17 protein-coding genes are annotated in these 18,474 nt (G+C 39.1%); 8 read left to right on the forward strand and 9 right to left on the reverse strand.

Features of this window, described 5'->3' with window-relative positions:
- Positions 1-2 precede the first annotated feature (2 nt).
- The 3 genes from codB (at position 3) to BN985_RS03040 (ending at position 4,475) form a co-directional block, all read left to right on the forward strand.
- Entirely contained in the window at positions 3-1,265 is a 1,263-nt protein-coding gene (gene codB, locus BN985_RS03025) for a cytosine permease (protein ID WP_042221018.1), read from the forward strand.
- Between the two features lie 58 nt (positions 1,266-1,323).
- Positions 1,324-2,595 carry a cytosine deaminase gene (locus tag BN985_RS03030; protein WP_042221019.1) on the forward strand — a complete coding sequence of 424 codons (1,272 nt, stop codon included), beginning with the start codon at positions 1,324-1,326 and terminating at the stop codon, positions 2,593-2,595.
- 875 nt (positions 2,596-3,470) lie between these two features.
- Positions 3,471-4,475, forward strand: coding sequence for a hypothetical protein (locus BN985_RS03040; RefSeq protein ID WP_042221022.1), 1,005 nt, complete (start codon positions 3,471-3,473; stop codon positions 4,473-4,475).
- A 176-nt stretch (positions 4,476-4,651) separates the two neighbouring features.
- On the opposite strand, the gene BN985_RS03045 is transcribed toward BN985_RS03040, so the two are convergent.
- Together BN985_RS03045 and BN985_RS03050 are read right to left on the reverse strand one after the other, a co-directional pair.
- Positions 4,652-5,821 carry a transglutaminase-like domain-containing protein gene (locus BN985_RS03045; protein WP_042221023.1) on the reverse strand — a complete coding sequence of 390 codons (1,170 nt, stop codon included), beginning with the start codon at positions 5,819-5,821 and terminating at the stop codon, positions 4,652-4,654.
- Between the two features lie 61 nt (positions 5,822-5,882).
- Entirely contained in the window at positions 5,883-6,158 is a 276-nt protein-coding gene (locus tag BN985_RS03050; RefSeq protein ID WP_052360591.1) for a hypothetical protein, read from the reverse strand.
- A gap of 180 nt (positions 6,159-6,338) precedes the next feature.
- On the opposite strand from BN985_RS03050, the gene BN985_RS03055 reads away from it, so the two are divergent.
- Both BN985_RS03055 and BN985_RS03060 read left to right on the forward strand, forming a co-directional pair.
- Positions 6,339-6,791, forward strand: a complete 453-nt coding sequence (locus BN985_RS03055; protein ID WP_042221025.1) for a hypothetical protein — start codon at positions 6,339-6,341, stop codon at positions 6,789-6,791.
- 124 nt (positions 6,792-6,915) lie between these two features.
- A complete protein-coding gene (locus BN985_RS03060) occupies positions 6,916-7,341 on the forward strand; it encodes an SRPBCC family protein (RefSeq protein ID WP_042221027.1) in 426 nt (141 codons plus the stop codon).
- Between the two features lie 98 nt (positions 7,342-7,439).
- On the opposite strand, the gene BN985_RS03065 is transcribed toward BN985_RS03060, so the two are convergent.
- Positions 7,440-9,020, reverse strand: a complete 1,581-nt coding sequence (locus BN985_RS03065) for a cation:proton antiporter (protein WP_042221028.1) — start codon at positions 9,018-9,020, stop codon at positions 7,440-7,442.
- 128 nt (positions 9,021-9,148) lie between these two features.
- Positions 9,149-10,321, reverse strand: a complete 1,173-nt coding sequence (locus BN985_RS03070) for an MFS transporter (RefSeq protein ID WP_042221029.1) — start codon at positions 10,319-10,321, stop codon at positions 9,149-9,151.
- An 80-nt stretch (positions 10,322-10,401) separates the two neighbouring features.
- Between BN985_RS03070 and yeiL the strand changes: the two genes are divergently transcribed.
- The gene (yeiL, locus tag BN985_RS03075; RefSeq protein ID WP_042221030.1) at positions 10,402-11,073 is read left to right on the forward strand and encodes a transcriptional regulator YeiL; all 672 of its coding nucleotides are present in this window, start codon (positions 10,402-10,404) and stop codon (positions 11,071-11,073) included.
- A 251-nt stretch (positions 11,074-11,324) separates the two neighbouring features.
- Here yeiL and BN985_RS03080 read toward each other — a convergent pair whose 3' ends face one another.
- From BN985_RS03080 to BN985_RS03090, 3 genes are all read right to left on the reverse strand, one after another.
- Positions 11,325-12,449: an NADH-dependent flavin oxidoreductase gene (locus tag BN985_RS03080; RefSeq protein WP_042221032.1), complete on the reverse strand. Its 1,125-nt coding sequence runs from the start codon at positions 12,447-12,449 to the stop codon at positions 11,325-11,327.
- A gap of 146 nt (positions 12,450-12,595) precedes the next feature.
- Positions 12,596-13,474, reverse strand: a complete 879-nt coding sequence (gene rbsK / locus BN985_RS03085) for a ribokinase (RefSeq protein ID WP_042221033.1) — start codon at positions 13,472-13,474, stop codon at positions 12,596-12,598.
- Positions 13,475-14,052: 578 nt separating this feature from the next.
- Complete coding sequence (locus BN985_RS03090) at positions 14,053-15,255, reverse strand: MFS transporter (RefSeq protein WP_042221034.1); 1,203 nt, start codon at positions 15,253-15,255, stop codon at positions 14,053-14,055.
- Positions 15,256-15,368: 113 nt separating this feature from the next.
- Between BN985_RS03090 and BN985_RS03095 the strand changes: the two genes are divergently transcribed.
- Positions 15,369-15,959, forward strand: coding sequence for a TetR/AcrR family transcriptional regulator (locus BN985_RS03095; RefSeq protein WP_042221035.1), 591 nt, complete (start codon positions 15,369-15,371; stop codon positions 15,957-15,959).
- Positions 15,960-16,069: 110 nt separating this feature from the next.
- On the opposite strand, the gene pssA is transcribed toward BN985_RS03095, so the two are convergent.
- Positions 16,070-16,744, reverse strand: a complete 675-nt coding sequence (gene pssA, locus BN985_RS03100) for a CDP-diacylglycerol--serine O-phosphatidyltransferase (RefSeq protein WP_042221036.1) — start codon at positions 16,742-16,744, stop codon at positions 16,070-16,072.
- An 81-nt stretch (positions 16,745-16,825) separates the two neighbouring features.
- Here pssA and BN985_RS03105 point away from each other — a divergent pair, with 81 nt between their 5' ends.
- On the forward strand, positions 16,826-17,596 hold the full coding sequence (locus BN985_RS03105) for a phosphatidylserine decarboxylase (protein ID WP_042221037.1): 771 nt from the start codon (positions 16,826-16,828) through the stop codon (positions 17,594-17,596).
- Here BN985_RS03105 and BN985_RS03110 read toward each other — a convergent pair.
- Positions 17,585-18,190, reverse strand: a complete 606-nt coding sequence (locus BN985_RS03110; RefSeq protein ID WP_042221039.1) for a DedA family protein — start codon at positions 18,188-18,190, stop codon at positions 17,585-17,587. The two genes, BN985_RS03105 and BN985_RS03110, sit on opposite strands and share 12 nt — an antisense overlap.
- Between the last annotated feature and the right edge of the window lie 284 nt (positions 18,191-18,474).

Raw genomic sequence — 18,474 nt, forward strand, 5'->3', positions numbered from 1 at the left:
TGATGAAAAAAATAGATGTTGAGTATTCATTACAAGCAGTACCACAGTCAGAGCGAAATAATTTTTGGAAGACATTATCTGTTATGCTCGGGTTTACGTTCTTCTCTGCAAGTATGCTAGCAGGTGGGGAATTGGGGGCTGGTCTATCATTCTCACAATTTATTTTAATCATGTTAATCGGAAATATAGCGCTTGGTATGTATACGGGATCGCTTGCTTACATTGCAGCAAAGACAGGCTTGTCTACACATCTTCTGGCTAAATACGCGTTTGGGGAAAAGGGATCGTATTTGCCATCATTCTTACTAGGCTTTACGCAGGTTGGCTGGTTTGGTGTTGGGGTGGCGATGTTTGCTGTGCCTGTCGCAACCGCCATGAATTGGAATGTCTATGCTTTAATCTTTATCTTTGGAGTTGCCATTACAGCATCAGCTATCTTTGGCATGAAAGCTTTAGTCGTTTTAGGATTTATTGCTGTACCTGCCATTGCGATTTTAGGAAGCTATTCTGTATTTGAAGCGACAGAGTACTTGGGTGGTTTTGATGCACTGTGGAGCTATGAACCTACAGAAACATTGACCGTGGCGGCGGCCTTAACAATTTGTGTTGGCTCTTTTATTAGTGGTGGGACGCTAACACCAGACTTTGCGCGGTTTGCCAAGACATCACGTTCTGCGGTAGTAGCAACGGTTATCGCGTTTTTCTTAGGAAACTCGTTAATGTTCTTGTTTGGCGCAGTCGGAGCAATGTCTTACGGACTACCAGATATTTCAGAAGTCATGTTTTTACAAGGATTGATGATTCCGGCAATTATCGTGTTAGGGTTAAATATTTGGACGACCAATGATAATGCCCTCTATGCCTCAGGTCTAGGATTTGCGAATATCACCAAGCTTCCTAAAAAGGTATTTGTTGTCACAAATGGCCTTGTTGGGACATTGCTCGCCATGTGGATGTACAACAACTTTGTCGGCTTCTTAAACATTCTGGGTGCCGCTATCCCTTCCATTGGGGCGATCATTATCGCAGACTATTTCTTTGTGAGAAAAAGGAAATATGGTACGTTTAAAGAAATGACGTTTAAAACAGTAAACTGGGTAGCGATTGGGGCATGGGCAAGTGGTGTGGCAATTGCACAGCTAGCACCAGGGATCACGCCATTAAATGCCTTAATCGGAACAGCGGCTGTTTATATCGTATTTATGTATCTAGCATCATTAAAAATAAAAAAAGAAGAAGCGCCTGTTTTAAGGAAGGCCGACTAGGCACGGCCATCCTGGGGGAATTGAATACATTATTAATTTTAGAAAAGGGAGATCTCAAATGCTCATAAAAAATGCAACATTACGCGGAAAAGAAGGACATTGGCATATAACAATAGAAGATGGCAAGTTTGCAACTATTTCACAAAACCTTGAGGAAGTGCAGCAAACAGAAGAGGTTATAGACGCAAAAGGAGCGCTCGTTTTACCACCTTTCATTGAGCCACATATTCATTTAGACACAACATTAACTGCCGGGGAACCGGAATGGAATCAAAGCGGTACCTTATTCGAAGGAATCCAACGTTGGTCCCAGCGTAAGGATTCGTTAACAGAGGAAGATGTGAAAACAAGAGCAACAAAGGCATTAAAATGGCAAATTGCCCAAGGAATTCAGCATGTGCGCACACATGTCGATGTAACAGATCCTAATCTTACAGCATTAAAAGCGATGCTCGAAGTGAAAAAAGAAATGGCCGACTTTGTTGACATTCAGCTTGTCGCGTTTCCGCAAGAGGGAATTCAATCCTACCCAAATGGAGCAGAATTGCTTGAAGAGGCATTGAAATTGGGGGCGGATGTTGTTGGTGGCATTCCTCACTTTGAATTCACAAGAGAATATGGTGTGGAGTCGATGAAGACAGCGTTTGATCTAGCAGAAAAATATGATCTTTTAGTAGATATCCACTGTGATGAAATCGATGACGAGCAGTCTCGATTTGTGGAAGTGGTAGCCAAAGAAGCATACGAACGTGGCATGGGCGAGCGAACAACTGCGAGCCATACCACAGCAATGGGCTCTTATAATGATGCCTATACAACGAAATTATTCCGCCTATTGAAGTTGTCGAATATTAATTTTGTATCCAATCCACTTGTGAACATTCATTTACAAGGAAGATTTGATACCTATCCGAAGCGCCGTGGTCTAACGCGGGTAAAAGAATTACAGGAAGCTGGCTTAAACATTTGCTTTGGCCATGATGATATCTTTGATCCATGGTATCCACTCGGAACAGGGAATATGCTTCAAGTCTTGCATATGGGAATCCATGCGTCACAATTAATGGGCTATGAGCAAATTGTAAACTCGATCGATTTAATTACGAAAAACAGTGCGAAGACATTGCATATTGAAGACAAATACGGAATCGAAGAAGGGAAGCCAGCAAACTTTATCGTTATGACAGCAGAGAATGAATATGAAGTCATTCGTAAGCAAGCAGCAGTACGGTACTCCTTCCGAAATGGCAAGCTCATTTCCCAAACAAAACCAAGTGAAACAGCTATCACGTTGGGAAATGCAACAGAAAGAGTTACGTTTGATCGATAAAATTAGAGATGAGGCACACTTTTTGATGGGTGTGTCTTTTTCGTATAGCGGAGCGTTTATTTCGCCAGGAATCTACTTGCGTATGAGGAAGGAATTATTCGCTATGCTTTGTTAGACTAGAGAAAAGAGTTCCTTATAACATATAGCTTAGACATATGGAACCTTCTAAGCTAAACTTTCTGTTGTCTAAATAATAGGTTTAATGAAAGATTAAAGTGTACAATTAAGTTTTCTTTTAGAAAGGGTATTTTATGAGTAGAAAACATATATCAACATTTCTAAGTATAGCATCTTACTTTATATTATTTAGTTTAGTATTTTTAGCGTTTACAGAAATTGATTTAAATAAATTTGTAGTCTTAATTCTTATTACTCTTGCTATGACTTTCCTTTTCTTGTCGAGTTTAATCGTAGAAGAAAAATCTTTAAAAACTACCTTTATCCAGTTATCTATATATTTAGCCTTGTTCTTTTTATTCTTTTTTATCGATAACGATTTTCTAAGTTTAATACCTTTATGGTCAATAGTGCTTCTCATGTATTTGTGGAAGCGAGACACGTGAAAATTTTTGACTATTTAATAAAATACATTGCCAACAGTCTATTAGTTTCATGATCGGTATGGAACATGCTTTCAGGTTTTAGGGGTGAATTAACGGTTTTCAGATTTAATTATGAAGATATATCAAATATGAATTATAAATTTGGTATAATGTTTGGGAAAATAAACGAAAAATTTTATCACTTTTTTTAAAGAAAAAGAGTTCACTTTATAATGATCCAAATGCCATGCCATTGGAAAGCGACTGGCAGGGTACGCCCCACCTTCTGGAAAAAATTAATGGTGATAATATACGGTTGAGGAAGTGGTTAGTTTGGAGAGAGATGTACACATTGCTACAAAAGATGAAGATACTCTGTTTTATGAAGTTCCGCCATTTCAAGTGAAAAAACGACCGCTTATCGAAGACAAAGTAGTTCGTTGGCTCGGATTAAAAGTCTTAGATATAGGTCAACAACATTATGCAAAGCGGCTAAGGAAAGCTTATTTATGGTTAACTGTGTACCTGTATATTATTTTAACAGGTATTGTGGCAGTTAGTATTATTACAGGATCCCCCAACATTTTCGTCTTAGGTATCGTGTTAGTTTTTGGTTTTTATAAACAATGGAAATGGCGCAAAAAGCGAGATGAAGAGATGAATAGCATGAGAGTTTCCAATACAAAAATAATGTATAGGTACTGCATAAGGTATTGGAACATGAAATTGAAATACATTATGCCGTATTTTTATTTTAAAGGGGAGGCGAATGTCAGCAAGGAGTTTCTCCACTACGGTTTTGAGAGCGACCACACTTTGAAATTGGAACGAATTCCGCAGTTTTCCAATGTACCCAACGATACTATAAGTTATATTAAGTATAAGAAAGGGCTCGATATTGAAAAAACAAATAAAGTAGGACTGCATTTGCGCCTCGTCCTTCCAAACCGGTTAGCCAAACGTCTAGGTCCCTTCTTGCTCGTACCTGCCGGGAATAAAGTGAAAATGAAGAAATACAAACTTCAAGAAGTGCTAGACACACATGACGTGTACGCCAAAAAGGAACTACCTAAAAAACGTCTACATGAAATTCTCTCGTTCCTCCAACCTCTTCTGGATAGAAATATTCATGTGGCTGTTAAATACAACAGAGAAATGGAAATATATATTCCCGACCTTCTTACACATGTAGACCCTATTATATCGGAAGAACAAATCGAGCAAATTTCTGACAAGATAAATTTTTGGTATGACTTCTATGAAAGAAGTTTAATTTGGCGATATGGACAGATACCTGCTGAATGGACAGAGGGAGAGAAGGAAGCGCTAGTACATTAAAAACAGGTGTCTGGTTTCATACGGGTGAGTCATGACTTCGCATTGTAATGGATTGCTGTTAGTTTACGTTATTTCCCGGGTAATGTACTAGCAGATAAGGTTTTCAAAGAAGCGCTTATTAAATATTTCCCTAACGAGAAATCCCACACCTTTAAATGTGGGATGGAAAGAAACGATTACACCAATTCAGATACTGTTGAAACAAAGGAAAGAATCATAAAGATTAATAAAACGCTAAATAAAATAACACGCTCTCTCCTTAATATGAAACACGTAAACAACGCAATAAAACTGATTTTATAAAAAAGCGCGAGGTATTCGTAACCAGATAGGAAATATGTAGCCATGGTAGCAATTCCAACGAGGGCTGCATATTTTTTTGATTTTGCTATATAACCTCGCCAACCGACTTCCTTTGTTTCCCAGGTTCCGAAATAGTTTTCCACACCAAGGGAGGTGTCTGGGAGGAGGTTTTCCATATCTATCTTTACATATGCTGGTTGAAGATAAGGTGCAGCTCCATTTAAGGACTCTTGTCCCCAGTAAAAGGCTTGATCGTTTACATAAGTAGGTTCCATCGCAGGGGTGTAATCTTTATTGTCACGATACCTTGGATGTAATCTTATTTCAGCGTCATGAGAAAAGACAATTCGCTGTCCTTCTGTTTCTCCAAAGTATTTTGTCCACCGCATTGTTCTTAAATCGCTATCCAAAAATCTAAGAGGCTTATTTTTTTGTAAATTAGCCATACTTACGTCAACAGCAACCCAGCCCTCGTCTTCCACATGAATTTCATTCCACGCGTGACCACTCATTCTTCCAGTGGACCAACTGCCAAACAATGTTCTTGTTGGGATTCCAAGGGATCTGCACAAGGATGAAAATAAAAATGAAAACTCTCCACAATCTCCAGATTTTGTTCGTAGGAAAGATTCTACTCCTCTACTCTTTGGAGGGTAATGATACTTATAGCTCGTTACGATATGTTGAAAAATGGCTTTAGCTTGAGCTTTTTTATTTTTTATTCCCTTCGTAATGTCCTTTGCCATTTTTAACGTCTCTTTGTTAACAGGGGAAAGAGTCGTATCTCTTAAATAGTATGTTATCTCTTCCTCGGTTAAATATTTTAGCTGTTTTGGTTTATACCATTTTTGAGTATATTGCAGATGTAATGTGTCATTTTTATGTAAGAGAAAGTATCCCAGGTCCTCGCCTGTAGGCAATTTATGTAGTTGGGTTGGTTTAAGTGTGGTACTCTTTTCTTCTGGTATAGGTATCCAAAGCTCAATAGTCTGGTCTAAGGTGTTTTTATATACGTAATTAACACCAATTGGGTTTTCCTTCACTTTCATCGCCTCTTCTGCAGTATAATTAGCCATATAGACCGATACGAAAAGGCCTTACGGTTTAGTTGTGTGCTGTCCGGTTTTTAAATACGGTAATACTCGCCCCATAAACCGTCATCATAATTAAAAGTAAAAGAAGCATGAAATCTCTATAGGTCTCCAGGGTCACTGCTTGAATATAACGATGAAACATATCAAGGCCTAGCCATCCTACTGGAAATAATGGTAATGAATAGAGAGATGCCTTCTTTAATACTTCTTTACCATGCTCTTCTTTAGCTTCCTTGCTCCAAGAAAACTTTAATGTCACATAGAAAAAAATTAGGAAAAAGGGCACGATGAATAGCCCAATAATAGTTAAAATACTAATGGTAACAACCTCCTATGACATAATAATTTTCTGGTTAATTTTATCACAAAATTCTGTTAAGGTAAAAAAAGGATATTCATCGCCGTTATGGTAGGATAAATCAGGTTCTCTCTAAAAATGTACGTTCCACAGAAAGGTGAAAAGAGTATGAAACTACCCAATGGTATAACAGGATTTTACGATTCAAAAAGTGAAGAGCCACCACGAGTTGATTGGAAGCCATTTAAGCAATTGTGCTATGACCTCGCCTTGCGATACAGCGGGAGAGTCATAGATTTTAATGTGGCACAATATCCAACTACATTTTATTTCGCCAGACTTGAGATAAGGGATGATTCATTTTACATTTTGCTGAACCAATATTATCCCTACCTCGCTTTCGCTTCAGAATTGAATTTCGAGAACATTGAGTTTATAGATCGACCAGATATCCAAGGGCAGCTTTCTTCTTTCTACCAGATAATTGAAGAGAGAAAGCTAAAAGAGCCTTTCAATCAAGATGTTATAAACCAGTCTAAATTAAATTCTGCTGAATTGGAGCAAATTGCTTATTGGAAGCCAGCGACAATAGGCCAAGTAATCTTTCATTACTGGGATTGATGCTTCACCTCACGCTTCTTTTTAGATTACTAGTGGTCAAACAACGAAAAGGCACTTATAATAAATTTAGGCACCTCGAGTAAACAAACGTTAGAAAAATTAGATTTGTTGAGGAGGTTTTAAAATGGAAGGATCTCAAGAAATTAGAGTGGCAACAACCGTTCAAGCACCGATAGATAAGGTGTGGAAGTATTGGACAGAGCCTGACCACATTAAGCAGTGGAACAATGCTTCAGATGATTGGCATACCCCGTTTGCAGAAAATGATTTAAAAGTAGGTGGGGCATTTGTTTCAAGAATGGAAGCCAAAGATGGGAGCACTGGCTTCGACTTTGGTGGGATTTATGACGAGGTAAAGGTACATGAAGTCATTGCTTATACGATGGCTGATGGAAGAAAAGTAAAAATCGTTTTTAAAGGTGATGACAAGGAAACAGAGGTCGTGGAAACATTTGATTCAGACGCTTCACATCCAGCAGAATTTCAGCAACAGGGTTGGCAGGCGATCCTAGAGAACTTTAAAAGCTATGTAGAAAAATCAACAGATTAAGTTAACTACTTACCAAATTTTTAATAGATAATAAAAAATGAATGGTGTATCTGATGTGAGTCCAACAGATGCGCCATTCATTTTTTAGTTGAATTCTGTTATGCATGGTCATCCTCTAATTCCACGATTTTGTTAATGATCAAGTCCTGCTCTTTTTGTGCAACCTCACTCGATATAATATCTTCCCTTAACAAATGACCAACTGCTTCGTGTTGCGCGTAGAGCGAATGCTTTAAGAGGGCAATTTCCTGTTTTTCCCTGAGGTCAGGGTGCTTATGGAAAAGCGCATTTATCTCGTTATGCAGTTTCGTACGTTGTTTTTCATATTCATCAACAACGGAATCTGAAACCAATTCTGTTATAAACAAGTTCTTTTTAACCTTGTTGATTTCTTCAATGCCTGTTTCGAAACTATGTGCTCGGGCAATAAGTGCTTCATATTCCTGATATCCTTCTTCTTTTTTGTTTACGCCAAGCCAAGAGATAAGCGGCTTAATGGAAAGGCCTTGCACGACAAGAGAGAACAATACGACACTAAAAGCAAGAATCAAAATTTCCTCGCGACCTTCAAAATCCCTCGGGAGGCTAAGAACGAGTGCTATAGATAAGGATCCTTTCAGACCACCCCAATTTAAGATGTGCTTCCAGGATAGTGGGATCTTCTTGATAAATAGAAGGCTGCCATAGACTGCGAAGCTTCTGGCGATTAGCACAATTAGAATTGCTGTGAAAATAAGCCCCCAATGTTCCGCAACATTAATTCGTGTAATTTCTAATCCAACCATTAAAAAGACCAGTGAATTAGCAAGCAGTGTGGCAACATCCCAAAAATTACTGATGTTTAATTGGGTGGCAGGGCTCATTCCAATTTTGGTACCATAATTACCGAAGATAAGCGCAGCAACTACAACAGCGATAACCCCTGACGCATCAAAGCTTTCCGCAAGCAAGAAGGCACCGTAGAAGAGAATAATGCTAAAAATAATTTCTAACGGATAATCATCAAAGTAACGCGTTAGACGTGAAAAGCCATAGCCAAGCAGTCCGCCAATGAGCAGGCCTAAGGAGATAACTTTAATAAATTCCCACAAGCCATATCCAGCACCTAATACCCCCATGTCGAGATAGGAGATCAGGGAGAAAGCGGAAATGTTAAATAAAACGACGGCTAGTCCATCATTAAACAGGCTTTCCCCTTCAATTACTGTAGCAAGTCTCCGTTTAACCCCAACACTTTTAAAAATGGATAAAACACTGACGGGGTCTGTAGCACTCATTAATGCTGCAAATACAAATGCTGCAGGGATGGATAAACCAAGTAGCCCGATGGAGGAAAAACCAATGATTAAGAAGGATAAAAAAGTCCCTCCGAATGCCAGAGCGAGAATAGGCTTCTTGTTTTCATTTAAATGGGAAAACGGAAGCTTTAACGCTGCTTCTCCTAATAAAGCAGGTAAGAACAATGTAATAATGACAAAGTTAAACACTTCTCCTTCGGTAATAAAATCCTTTAACGGCTCTAATACAGGAATGTTTATAAGCCCAATGATTGTCCCGACAATGACTAACGCAATGGGGTAAGGTTGTTTAAACTTCTTGGCGATTGCTGTAATCCCAGCCGCAATCATAACTAAAATAAGTCCGAGTTGAAAAATATGATGTAAATCTAGCTCATGCATGATGTGTTCCTCCAATAAGTGCGGTTTCTTATTCAGCCTTCCCTATTAGGAGAAAAACATAAACAGTCTCACTCGATAAAATTAAAAACAGACTTACCATACTAGATAAGTCTGTTCATAAGGAAATATCAAGCAGTTCCCACAGTCCCTTTTCTAACCTCCACTTTCCGGTAAACCAACGCAAGCAGCATGGCTGGAATGGTACAGACAATCATCCCAATAAACGCAAATCTTGGTTCGATTTCATATAAAAAGCCCCCGAAGATAGTAAAGACAGCAGTGCTCCAGCTAAGCGCTAGTGCAGAGTAGATGCCTTGTGCTTTTGGTATCTGTACTTCCGGAATATTGTTGATTAAGTATTTCATAAAGGCATAATGCGCCATAGCAAATGAAAATGCATGTAGAACTTGCGCGATACTAAAGATAATCACACTTGGGAAGGCAAATACGACGATCCAACGGACAGAGGAACCGATGGCTGCCAGTGTCAGTAAGGATCCTACTGAAAAATTACCAAACCTTCTATCGGCCATTGCAAAGAAAATAATTTCTGCTATGACAGCAATGTTAATAATGAGACCTATTAAGGTTATAGGTGCATCAATATCCTGCAAAAAGATATAGCCATAATTGTAATAACTCGCATGTGCGGCCTGTAGTAATATAACAATTAAAAGTACGAGGCTAAAATGTTTGATCTTGAAGACAGAGAATAGTCCAACTTTTTGTGTTTGATCCACTGGCGGTTTTACAGATAAGACAGCAGGTGCTTCCAAAAGGCTAAGCACCACAAAAGCTAATATCCCTATTAATAACGCCCAAAAAATGATCTCATCGCCAAACCTCGCTGTGAAAATGGTAAGGACCATACCAATTGAAACAAACCCGATTGATCCCCACTGGCGACTTCTCCCGTAGTGTTTTAATTGTTTGTTTTGTACAAGAACACCAGCAGCACTATCTAATGCAGGCATAAGTGCGGGATAGAAAAGGTGCAGGAGGATGGTAGCTACCATTAACCCCGAAAAGGAACCCGCCGGAATATAAGCGATAAGGGCAATGAATGTGCCGATTCCCGCTATGTTTAGTAGTCGTTTACTGCTAACCTTCTCGGAAAGGTAAGGAAAGGCAAATAGAGTAGACAGCCCCCTTGCAACTAACCCGACACTCATAATGAGACTAGCTTCTGAAACAGAGATGCCTTTTGTATAAATCATCCACCCGGCCCAGTAAGGTAGAAAAATGCCCCATGTTAGGAAAAAACTAAAAAACCGTATGCCCATCCAACGTTGTGTATTCATTATGTATCCTCCTTATTGATTGCATGATATCATGGTTGAATAAAAGAAAATATGAGATATCTCCTATTTTGAGGTGAATAATGGAAATATATAAAGCTGACAAAAAAAGTCTATATTTGGAAAAGCACTCAATTGAACATTTGTTTTCTGCCCCGGTAAAAGCGTTTATGGAAGTTCATGAATATCAGCGTGATGACTGGATTATAAAAGAGGGCACGAGACCTGACTTTCTATTTTTCGTAGTAGATGGGAATGCAAAAATCTATATCACCCATCAAAATGGGAAAGTATCGTTAATTAATTTTATCAATGCCAAAGAATTTATAGGGGAAATGGAATTACTCCATGATGTGTATTATACAAAAGGAATTCAAGCCTCAACAAAGACTATTTGTTTCGCTCTACCGATGCATCACTATCGAAAACAACTGATGGAAGATGCAAAATTTTTGCGTGAATTAACGCGATTTTTAAGTATTAAGGCAACGCAAATGGCTATGAAATATACGCAAAGTCTTGCTTTTCCACTTGAAAATAGGCTTGCCGATTTTATTTTGCAAACAGCAGATAATGGAGTGTATAAAGAAAAACATGTTACCGTCTGTGACTATTTAGGCGTATCCTATCGGCATTTACTGCATGTGCTAACACAATTTTGTGAAAAACAGTACTTACAAAAAGAAGGACGGAAGTATCACATTAAACAATATGATGCTTTGAAAGGTCTGTCTCAAGTGTTAAAGAATAAATAAGAAAAAGCCAGGCACTGCATTCGATGCAGTGGGCTGACTTATTGTGTTAAGTAAAGGAATTAAAATTTTGGCTTCATAATTTTCGATGGCAGAAATTGCCACGTCCAGCTCCAGCGCCCAGAGACTAGCGTGACTTCCCTCACCTCCGTACGATAAGTCAACATCAGATCCCTACGGTCTCCGTGTTTCCTTTATCTCCTGCGGCTCAGTCCAGTCCGTACGTCTCTAAACGGCCGCTTACGCTTTTGTTATTAAACTCCTGGGAACCAACCAGGCGTGTTTATGATAGTTTTCCAAAGTGGGTCTGGTACAACTAATTCTTCCTGCTTCTCTTTATCAATTTCCGTCATGATTTCACTTTCTCTTCCTTCGGCTATCTTTTGAACCCAATCAGGGTCAATAACGAGCTCTCTGCCTAGGGCAAGAAGTGGGACACCGGTATTGAATGCTAGTTTCGCATCTTCTGCAGTATAAATGGAACCTACACCGATTAAAGGTACACGCTCGCCAATTGTTTCTAGTAGGTGTGCGATTCTCGTTTTGTCTAGATCCTCCACACCTCTTCTTGGCTTAGAGAAAAAGTCCATTAAGGAAACATGCAGGTAATCTAAGTTTTTATCTGCCAACACATCGACTAAATGAAGTGTCTCTTCCATCGTAATCCCTGGTGTTTCCGGTTCTTCCGGGGAAAAGCGATATCCCACAATAAACGATTCGTCCGCATGCTCTGCAACGATGCTCTGCACTTTATCAATAATAGCAAGTGGGAGAGTCATGCGTTTTTCCAGGCTCCCACCAAACCGGTCCTTACGCAGATTGGAATGCGGGGAAAAGAATTGCTGGATTAAGTAGCCGTTAGCTCCGTGTATTTCCACACCATCATAACCTGCTTCAATCGCCCGGCGTGTCGTTTCACCGAAGGCTTCAATGATCTCTTCTACTTCTTCTTCGCGTAACGGACGTGGCTTCACAGCACCTTCTCTATTCGCTGGAACGTCACTTGCGCTTACAACATCACCATCTGGAACAAGGGCTTCTGGACTCATTTTACCAGCATGGAAAACTTGTAATATGGCTTTAGCACCTTGTGCTTGAATTGCTTTTGCTAGTTTGCTTAAGCTTGGGATCATGGCATCACGATCTGCCGCAAATTCATTAATAAATCCTTTTCCGTTGGGTGTAACATATGTTGTGGCAGTGATGACCATGCTTACGCCTTTAGAGCGGCGGGCATAGTAGCTCACCTCGTCATCTGTTACGGTACCATCGGGATTGGATGAAGAGTTTGTCATTGGCGCCATCACCAAGCGGTTCTTTAATTCAACACCATTTTTTAACGTTAATGGAGAAAACATATCTTGATATTCTGGGTTCATTTATTACTCCTCCTTGTTCTGGATATGATAATAGATCAGATATGCTTTGTATAATATTATGCTCGCTAATCGCTTTCATAGGAGCTTATAAAAAAAGCATGGGATCAGCATTATCTGCTGACCTCCACGCCTATGATTATAGAGCTTTAATTCATTTCACCTAACCGCGCTAACACCGCTTCTCTCTCTGGCATGCCATTTTGTGCACCGTAATGCTGCACGGAGAGGGATGCTGCTGCGTTAGCAAAGGAGACAGCTTTTTTAAGGTCCTGTCCTTCTGCGATAGCAGTAGCTAACGCCCCGTTAAACGTATCTCCTGCGCCTGTTGTATCCACTGCTTTTACAGGGAATCCTGGAATTCGAACAAGGGACGAGCCATCATAATAAACAGCACCTTTTTCGCCTTCTGTTACGATAAGTTTATTAGGAAAGTGTGATACTGCTTCTTCTGCGTTCATACTGAAAATTTCCATACACTCTGTTTCGTTGGGTGTTATGTAATCAACATTCCTGATTAAGCTTGCTGGTAAGGAATGAGCTGGGGCTGGGTTTAGAATAACCGTTGTTCCTCGTTTGTTGGCCATTTCCGCAAATGCCTCTACCACCTCAAGCGGGATCTCGAGCTGAAGCACCAACACATCACTCTTTGTGATCAGGTCGTCATATTGCTCCCATTCCTTGGCCTCCCATGAAAAGTTGGCACCTGGAACGACAATAATAGAGTTATCTCCTCCAGCTACTGTAATATTCGCAATCCCGGAAGGTCCTTCTTTTCTTTTTACATAATTTGTTCTGATGTTTTGCTCTTTTAAATTATTTAGTAGGGAAGTGCCAAATGCATCTGTCCCGACATGGCCGACCATGTTCGTGAGGTGATCTAGGCGAGCTGCAGATACAGCCTGGTTTGCTCCCTTACCACCAGGGTTGGTGTGAAAAGTTTTTCCTATTAACGTTTCGCCTCTGTTGGGCGCTCTATCTACCGAAACGACAAGGTCCATATTTATACTTCCAACTACTGTAATCATGTTTAACACTCCTTAGAGAAAAAGTCCTTTGGGTAAGGAACTCTATTAAAATACATTTATAACATAAACGGAAATCAAAATCGAAAGGAACCCTTGCTGTGATATGGCTTTTATTCGCAGTATGAACATCAAAAGAGAAGAGGATTTTGCTGAAACTGCACGTCATCGTCCTTATGAACATCAAAAGAGAAGAGAATCTTGCTGAAACTGCACGTCATCGCCCTTATGAACATCAAAAGAGAAGAGGATCTCGCTGAAACTGCACGTCATCGTCCTTATGAACATCAAAAGAGAAGGGGATCTTGCTGAAACTGCACGTCATCGCCCTTATGAACATCGAAAAAGAAGAGGATTTTGCTGAAACTGCACGTCATCGCCCTTATGAACACCAAAAGAGAAGAGAATCTTGCTGAAACTGCACGTCATCTCCCGTAAGACTCCCACTTCATGTTTTGAAGTGGGAGTCATACGGACGGTTGTTCCGGGGTAAAAATTATGAAGTGGCTCTTTCCTCTTCCAAAGAGCCAGCACTCTGTTAATTATATAACAATACTCTGAAGAATAACCTCACCTTATATCTAAGTCTTTGTAAAATGTGGGGCTTTAAAGTAGATGAAAAGCGCCACAATTAAACCTGCAATGCCAAAGGCTAATAATGTCACTTGCACAGTAATACCTAAAGCGATGAATCCACTCATAACTCCATATGCAATGGGATCAAATCCATTCATTGCAAGGAAGATGATACTCATTACTCTACCCATTAACCGATTTTCAGTAGTTTCCTGTACAGCTGTAAAAAATGGGATAAATACAAATGGCATTGAAACACCAATAAAAAAAACGAGTACAGTTAATAAAAGGAGGCTTGGTGCCTGACTGAATATCAAGAAGCTAAAAATGGCTGCAAATAATCCAAAGATTGAAGCTCTACCTCTTCGCTTAATCTGCACTCTACTAAGTGTAATGGTGCTGATCACCATTCCTACTCCTAAGCTAACTTCCATAGCACTTAAATTAATTGGACTACCACCATATAAATCAACAACGAGAGGTAAGGCTAAGTTGAGTGTCCCGAAAATGAAAAAGTTAAGCGTGATAAGAACAAGGATACCCGTTAATAAAAAGGATGAACGACGTATATAAGATATTCCTTCTTTTAGATCATCTAGCGGTTTATTTTGTTCTTGGTTTTCTACTTCGCCTTCTTTCACAAAGGGTGGGAAGATGATAATAGCGGAAAGAAACACCAAGATAGATGCGACAAAATAGCTTGTTGATACACTGAAAACTTCCATGATAATCCCTGCGAGTATCGGCCCAATGATAAAGGAAACCTGGTCGATACCTTGAAAGTAGGCATTCGCTTGTTGTAATTGCCGTTTTTCTACGACTTTTGGGATCATCGAAGAACTAGCTGGACCGAAAAATGCGTCAAGCATTCCAAACACTCCAGCTAATAATAGAAGTAAGGTAAGGTTCATATTGTCAGTAGACACCAACCAAAAGATCCCAAATAAAAGAAAACTTTGCAACAGGTTAGTCCAGAACATAACCATTGATTTTTTATATTTATCTGCAATAACGCCTCCAAATACCATCATAAGTAAGCGAGGAACCGTTGCTGCTATTAATACAAGGCCTAAAGAGCCGGCGCTTAATGTAGTGGTAACATACCAAGTTGTCGTAGTGAGGAACATACTGAATCCTACAATCGCAAAGATCCCAGCAAGAAGTAATATAGAGTATGTTCGATTTTTGAATAAAGACTGGTTAACCAATTTGTCTAACTCCTTTAGATCTTATGTGGAACGGTAGTAAAGACAGTTTAAACTTACGACCGTTCGGTAGGTACATGTTATACTAGAAGGAGAGTTTTGTAAAGGGGAATGTTATGAACACAAAAAATCAAATTCGACTAAGTAGCCAACTGCTTTTTGCAGAACTAGGATATGAAGGAACGTCTTTAACAAAGATTGCAGAACAAGTAGGTATTAAAAAAGCCTCTATCTACTCTCATTATGAGAATAAAGAAGCGATTTTTCTAGATGTAATTAAAAATATCTCGGAAAGCTATGTAGCGGATATAAGAAAATCGTTTAGTAACAAAGAAGGGGAAAATGTAGAGCAGCAGATGAAGCAGGCTTTTTTTAACTATATTGAGAGTTGGTCTAATGAAGAGGATGTTATTAATAAAATATATAACCGCTTAATTCAATTTCCCCCGGTAGAGTTAAAAGAAAAGATTAGAGAGTTTATTGAAGAAAGCGAGAGGTTAGTAGATGATATTGTAATCAGTGTTATCGTGAAAGGGCAAAAAGAAGGGATTATTCTTCCTGATATGGAAGCAAGTAAAATAGCATACACTTTCTTTAGTTTAATCGTTGGAATAATTTCTGAATCAAGCTATAAGCAAATACCAGATAATATGGTCCAAGCTACGTTTTCTTGGGAAATTTTCTGGAGAGGAATAAGAAACACATAAAACGTTCTAAAACTACACTGCAAGTACAATCTATAAAAAAGTTGGACGGTCACTGGAGTCCGTCCGACTTAATTTAAAGATAGAGAAGGTGCATCTAAAGGCCATGCAGGCTATCCATTCCGATTAGCTCGCATTAGCATAATACGGTATGCAACATACATAAAATAGATGGCCGTTAAGTAAAGGGCAACGATTGATCTTCTATCAAATAGTAATAGAACGATCCCTATTAGGATGGTAGCCATCGTTTTGTGGTTTGGTAAGGTTATATTTTTTAAACTAGGTATACGGATCGTACTTACCATCGCGTAACTGAGTAATGCAATGATGAGGAGATTCGCCATTGGTGGTAAGTGTGTATGGAATAAAGTGGTAATGGCCAATATTCCGCCAGCTGCAGTAATAGGTACGCCTGTGAAAAAGGAAGTCTCTTCAGATTGAGCTGAGTTGAATCGCGCTAATCGGTACCCACCACATAAAACAAACAGTCCAGCCAATGAAATATCGAGCCATCCGCCACCGATAGAATTTGTATAAGAAAAAAGAAGTGCAGGAGCGATGCCAAACGTGACGATATCTGCAAGTGAATCTAGTTGTGTTCCTAAATCACTTTTAACGTTCAATAGACGTGCTAATCTACCATCCAGTGCATCTAGAATTATCCCTATTATGATGAGCCATGTTGCGCCCTTATAAGAGTTACTGACAGTAAACCCTATTGATAAAAAACCACAGTACATGTTCCCGAGTGTTACACTATTCGGGATATGCTTTTTAACATTCATTGTGGTAACCACCTTTTACAAAATGAAGATTTTATAATACAGTTTCATATAAATTTATTGTTTACTAGGAGTTGCGTTGTTGTGTTAAAACATATATTAAAATTATTTGTAGAATTAACTGGAAATCGATTTGTTTCTAGTATATTGGCTAACTTTACAGCATCGAAATATAGCAAGTTCCTTGTCCCTGTTTTTGCTTCCGTATACAAGCTGAAACAGGAGGAAATGCGGGAGCCATTGCCCACCTATGGTTCACTTAAAGCCTTATTCACACGACAATTGAAGGAAGAAGTTCGCCCTGTTGATCTGACTAAGGCAACTGCCGTTAGTCCAGTAGATGGTGTCGTGAATGATTATGGTTCCATTCAAAATGGCACTGCCATTTCTGTAAAAGGAAAGACATTATCCATCGACGAATTGCTAGGTAGCAAGGATAAAGCTACCCCTTATCACGGTGGAAGCTATATTGTTCTCTACCTGTCCCCACAACACTATCACCGAATTCATAGTCCAGTAGATGGAAAGATTATGAATAGTTATTCGCTAGGTGGAAAGTCATACCCAGTCAATAAACTTGGGCTGAAATATGGGAACCGCCCACTCTCAACGAATTACCGGCGAATTTCAGAAGTAAATACCGAATTTGGTTATTGTGCTGTTGTAAAAGTAGGCGCATTAAATGTTAATAGCATCCACTTGACTTATAAAGATACTAATATGGTAAAAGGACAAGAAATGGCATACTTTTCTTTTGGTTCCACTGTCATCCTTCTATTCGAGTCACCTTTAGATACAGAACTTGCTATCGGCCACGAAATAAAAGTTGGAGAAAGAATTGGCTTAATGGCCTAGTTTCTTTCTTCGGCGACGAATATACAGAAAAACGAACAATGCGACGCCAACGAGTATCAAGGCAACAATCCCCACATTGTGGAAATAACCTTCCACTTCGGAGACGATAGTCCAGTTATTTCCAAGGGTGAAACCGAGAAGAATGAAAGTATGAACCCATATAAGAGAGCCTAAATAAGCAAAGAAAGCAAATTTACCAAACTTGAAATTTGAAATACCAGCCATATATGCTGTGACATGACGAATCCCTGGTAGGAAATAGCCAAAAGTAAGAAGCCAGCCACCATACCTGGAAAAATAAGAAGCTGTTATCTGAATTCTTTTTTCTGTTATATGAAATTTAGGTCCGTACTTTTTTAGAAAAGGCACTCCAAGTTTAATCCCTAACAAATAACTAATTGTTATCCCCATGAGAGAGCCTAATAGGGCCGCAAATAAAGAACCGCTCCATGTCATCCTACTAATAAAGATATTATATCCTACAAATGTAAGTAACAATTCGTCAGGGATCGGCAAGCCAACAATTCCCAGGACTAAAGCGATAAAAATACCATAATACCCATATGTTTCTATTAAACTTCCTAATACTTCCATCCTGTGTTTCCCCTTATTGTTAGTGAAGCCATGTATGCGCAATAATGTTTGTACTGGTGCCATGCCTTGTCATTAAAATGTTGCACCAATCTTCTAAGTATATCTATCAAATATGAACACCACAAGTGCTTATTAGAAATAATTTATCTCTTAAATTAGGAGGCCCTAAATTCTAAGGTGGTATATTCTTTATATCGGTATAAAGGTTTGTTTTTAAAGAAGGTGTACAAAGGGTTGGTTAGTGAAAAACTTAGCCAACTCTAAAATGAAGGTGATTAAAAATT

Source organism: Oceanobacillus manasiensis, assembly GCF_000724085.1.
Taxonomy (GTDB): domain Bacteria; phylum Bacillota; class Bacilli; order Bacillales; family Amphibacillaceae; genus Oceanobacillus_B; species Oceanobacillus_B manasiensis.

Bases quoted from the DNA above. Each gene is read 5' to 3' on its own strand.
- BN985_RS03055 (WP_042221025.1), top strand. From the start codon at position 6,339: ATGAAACTACCCAATGGTATAACAGGATTTTACGATTCAAAAAGTGAA.
- BN985_RS03080 (WP_042221032.1), bottom strand. From the start codon at position 12,449: ATGAACCCAGAATATCAAGATATGTTTTCTCCATTAACGTTAAAAAAT.
- BN985_RS03065 (WP_042221028.1), bottom strand. From the start codon at position 9,020: ATGCATGAGCTAGATTTACATCATATTTTTCAACTCGGACTTATTTTA.
- yeiL (WP_042221030.1), top strand. From the start codon at position 10,402: ATGGAAATATATAAAGCTGACAAAAAAAGTCTATATTTGGAAAAGCAC.
- BN985_RS03110 (WP_042221039.1), bottom strand. From the start codon at position 18,190: ATGGAAGTATTAGGAAGTTTAATAGAAACATATGGGTATTATGGTATT.
- rbsK (WP_042221033.1), bottom strand. From the start codon at position 13,474: ATGATTACAGTAGTTGGAAGTATAAATATGGACCTTGTCGTTTCGGTA.
- pssA (WP_042221036.1), bottom strand. From the start codon at position 16,744: ATGAATGTTAAAAAGCATATCCCGAATAGTGTAACACTCGGGAACATG.
- BN985_RS03070 (WP_042221029.1), bottom strand. From the start codon at position 10,321: ATGAATACACAACGTTGGATGGGCATACGGTTTTTTAGTTTTTTCCTA.
- BN985_RS03060 (WP_042221027.1), top strand. From the start codon at position 6,916: ATGGAAGGATCTCAAGAAATTAGAGTGGCAACAACCGTTCAAGCACCG.
- codB (WP_042221018.1), top strand. From the start codon at position 3: ATGAAAAAAATAGATGTTGAGTATTCATTACAAGCAGTACCACAGTCA.
- BN985_RS03030 (WP_042221019.1), top strand. From the start codon at position 1,324: ATGCTCATAAAAAATGCAACATTACGCGGAAAAGAAGGACATTGGCAT.
- BN985_RS03095 (WP_042221035.1), top strand. From the start codon at position 15,369: ATGAACACAAAAAATCAAATTCGACTAAGTAGCCAACTGCTTTTTGCA.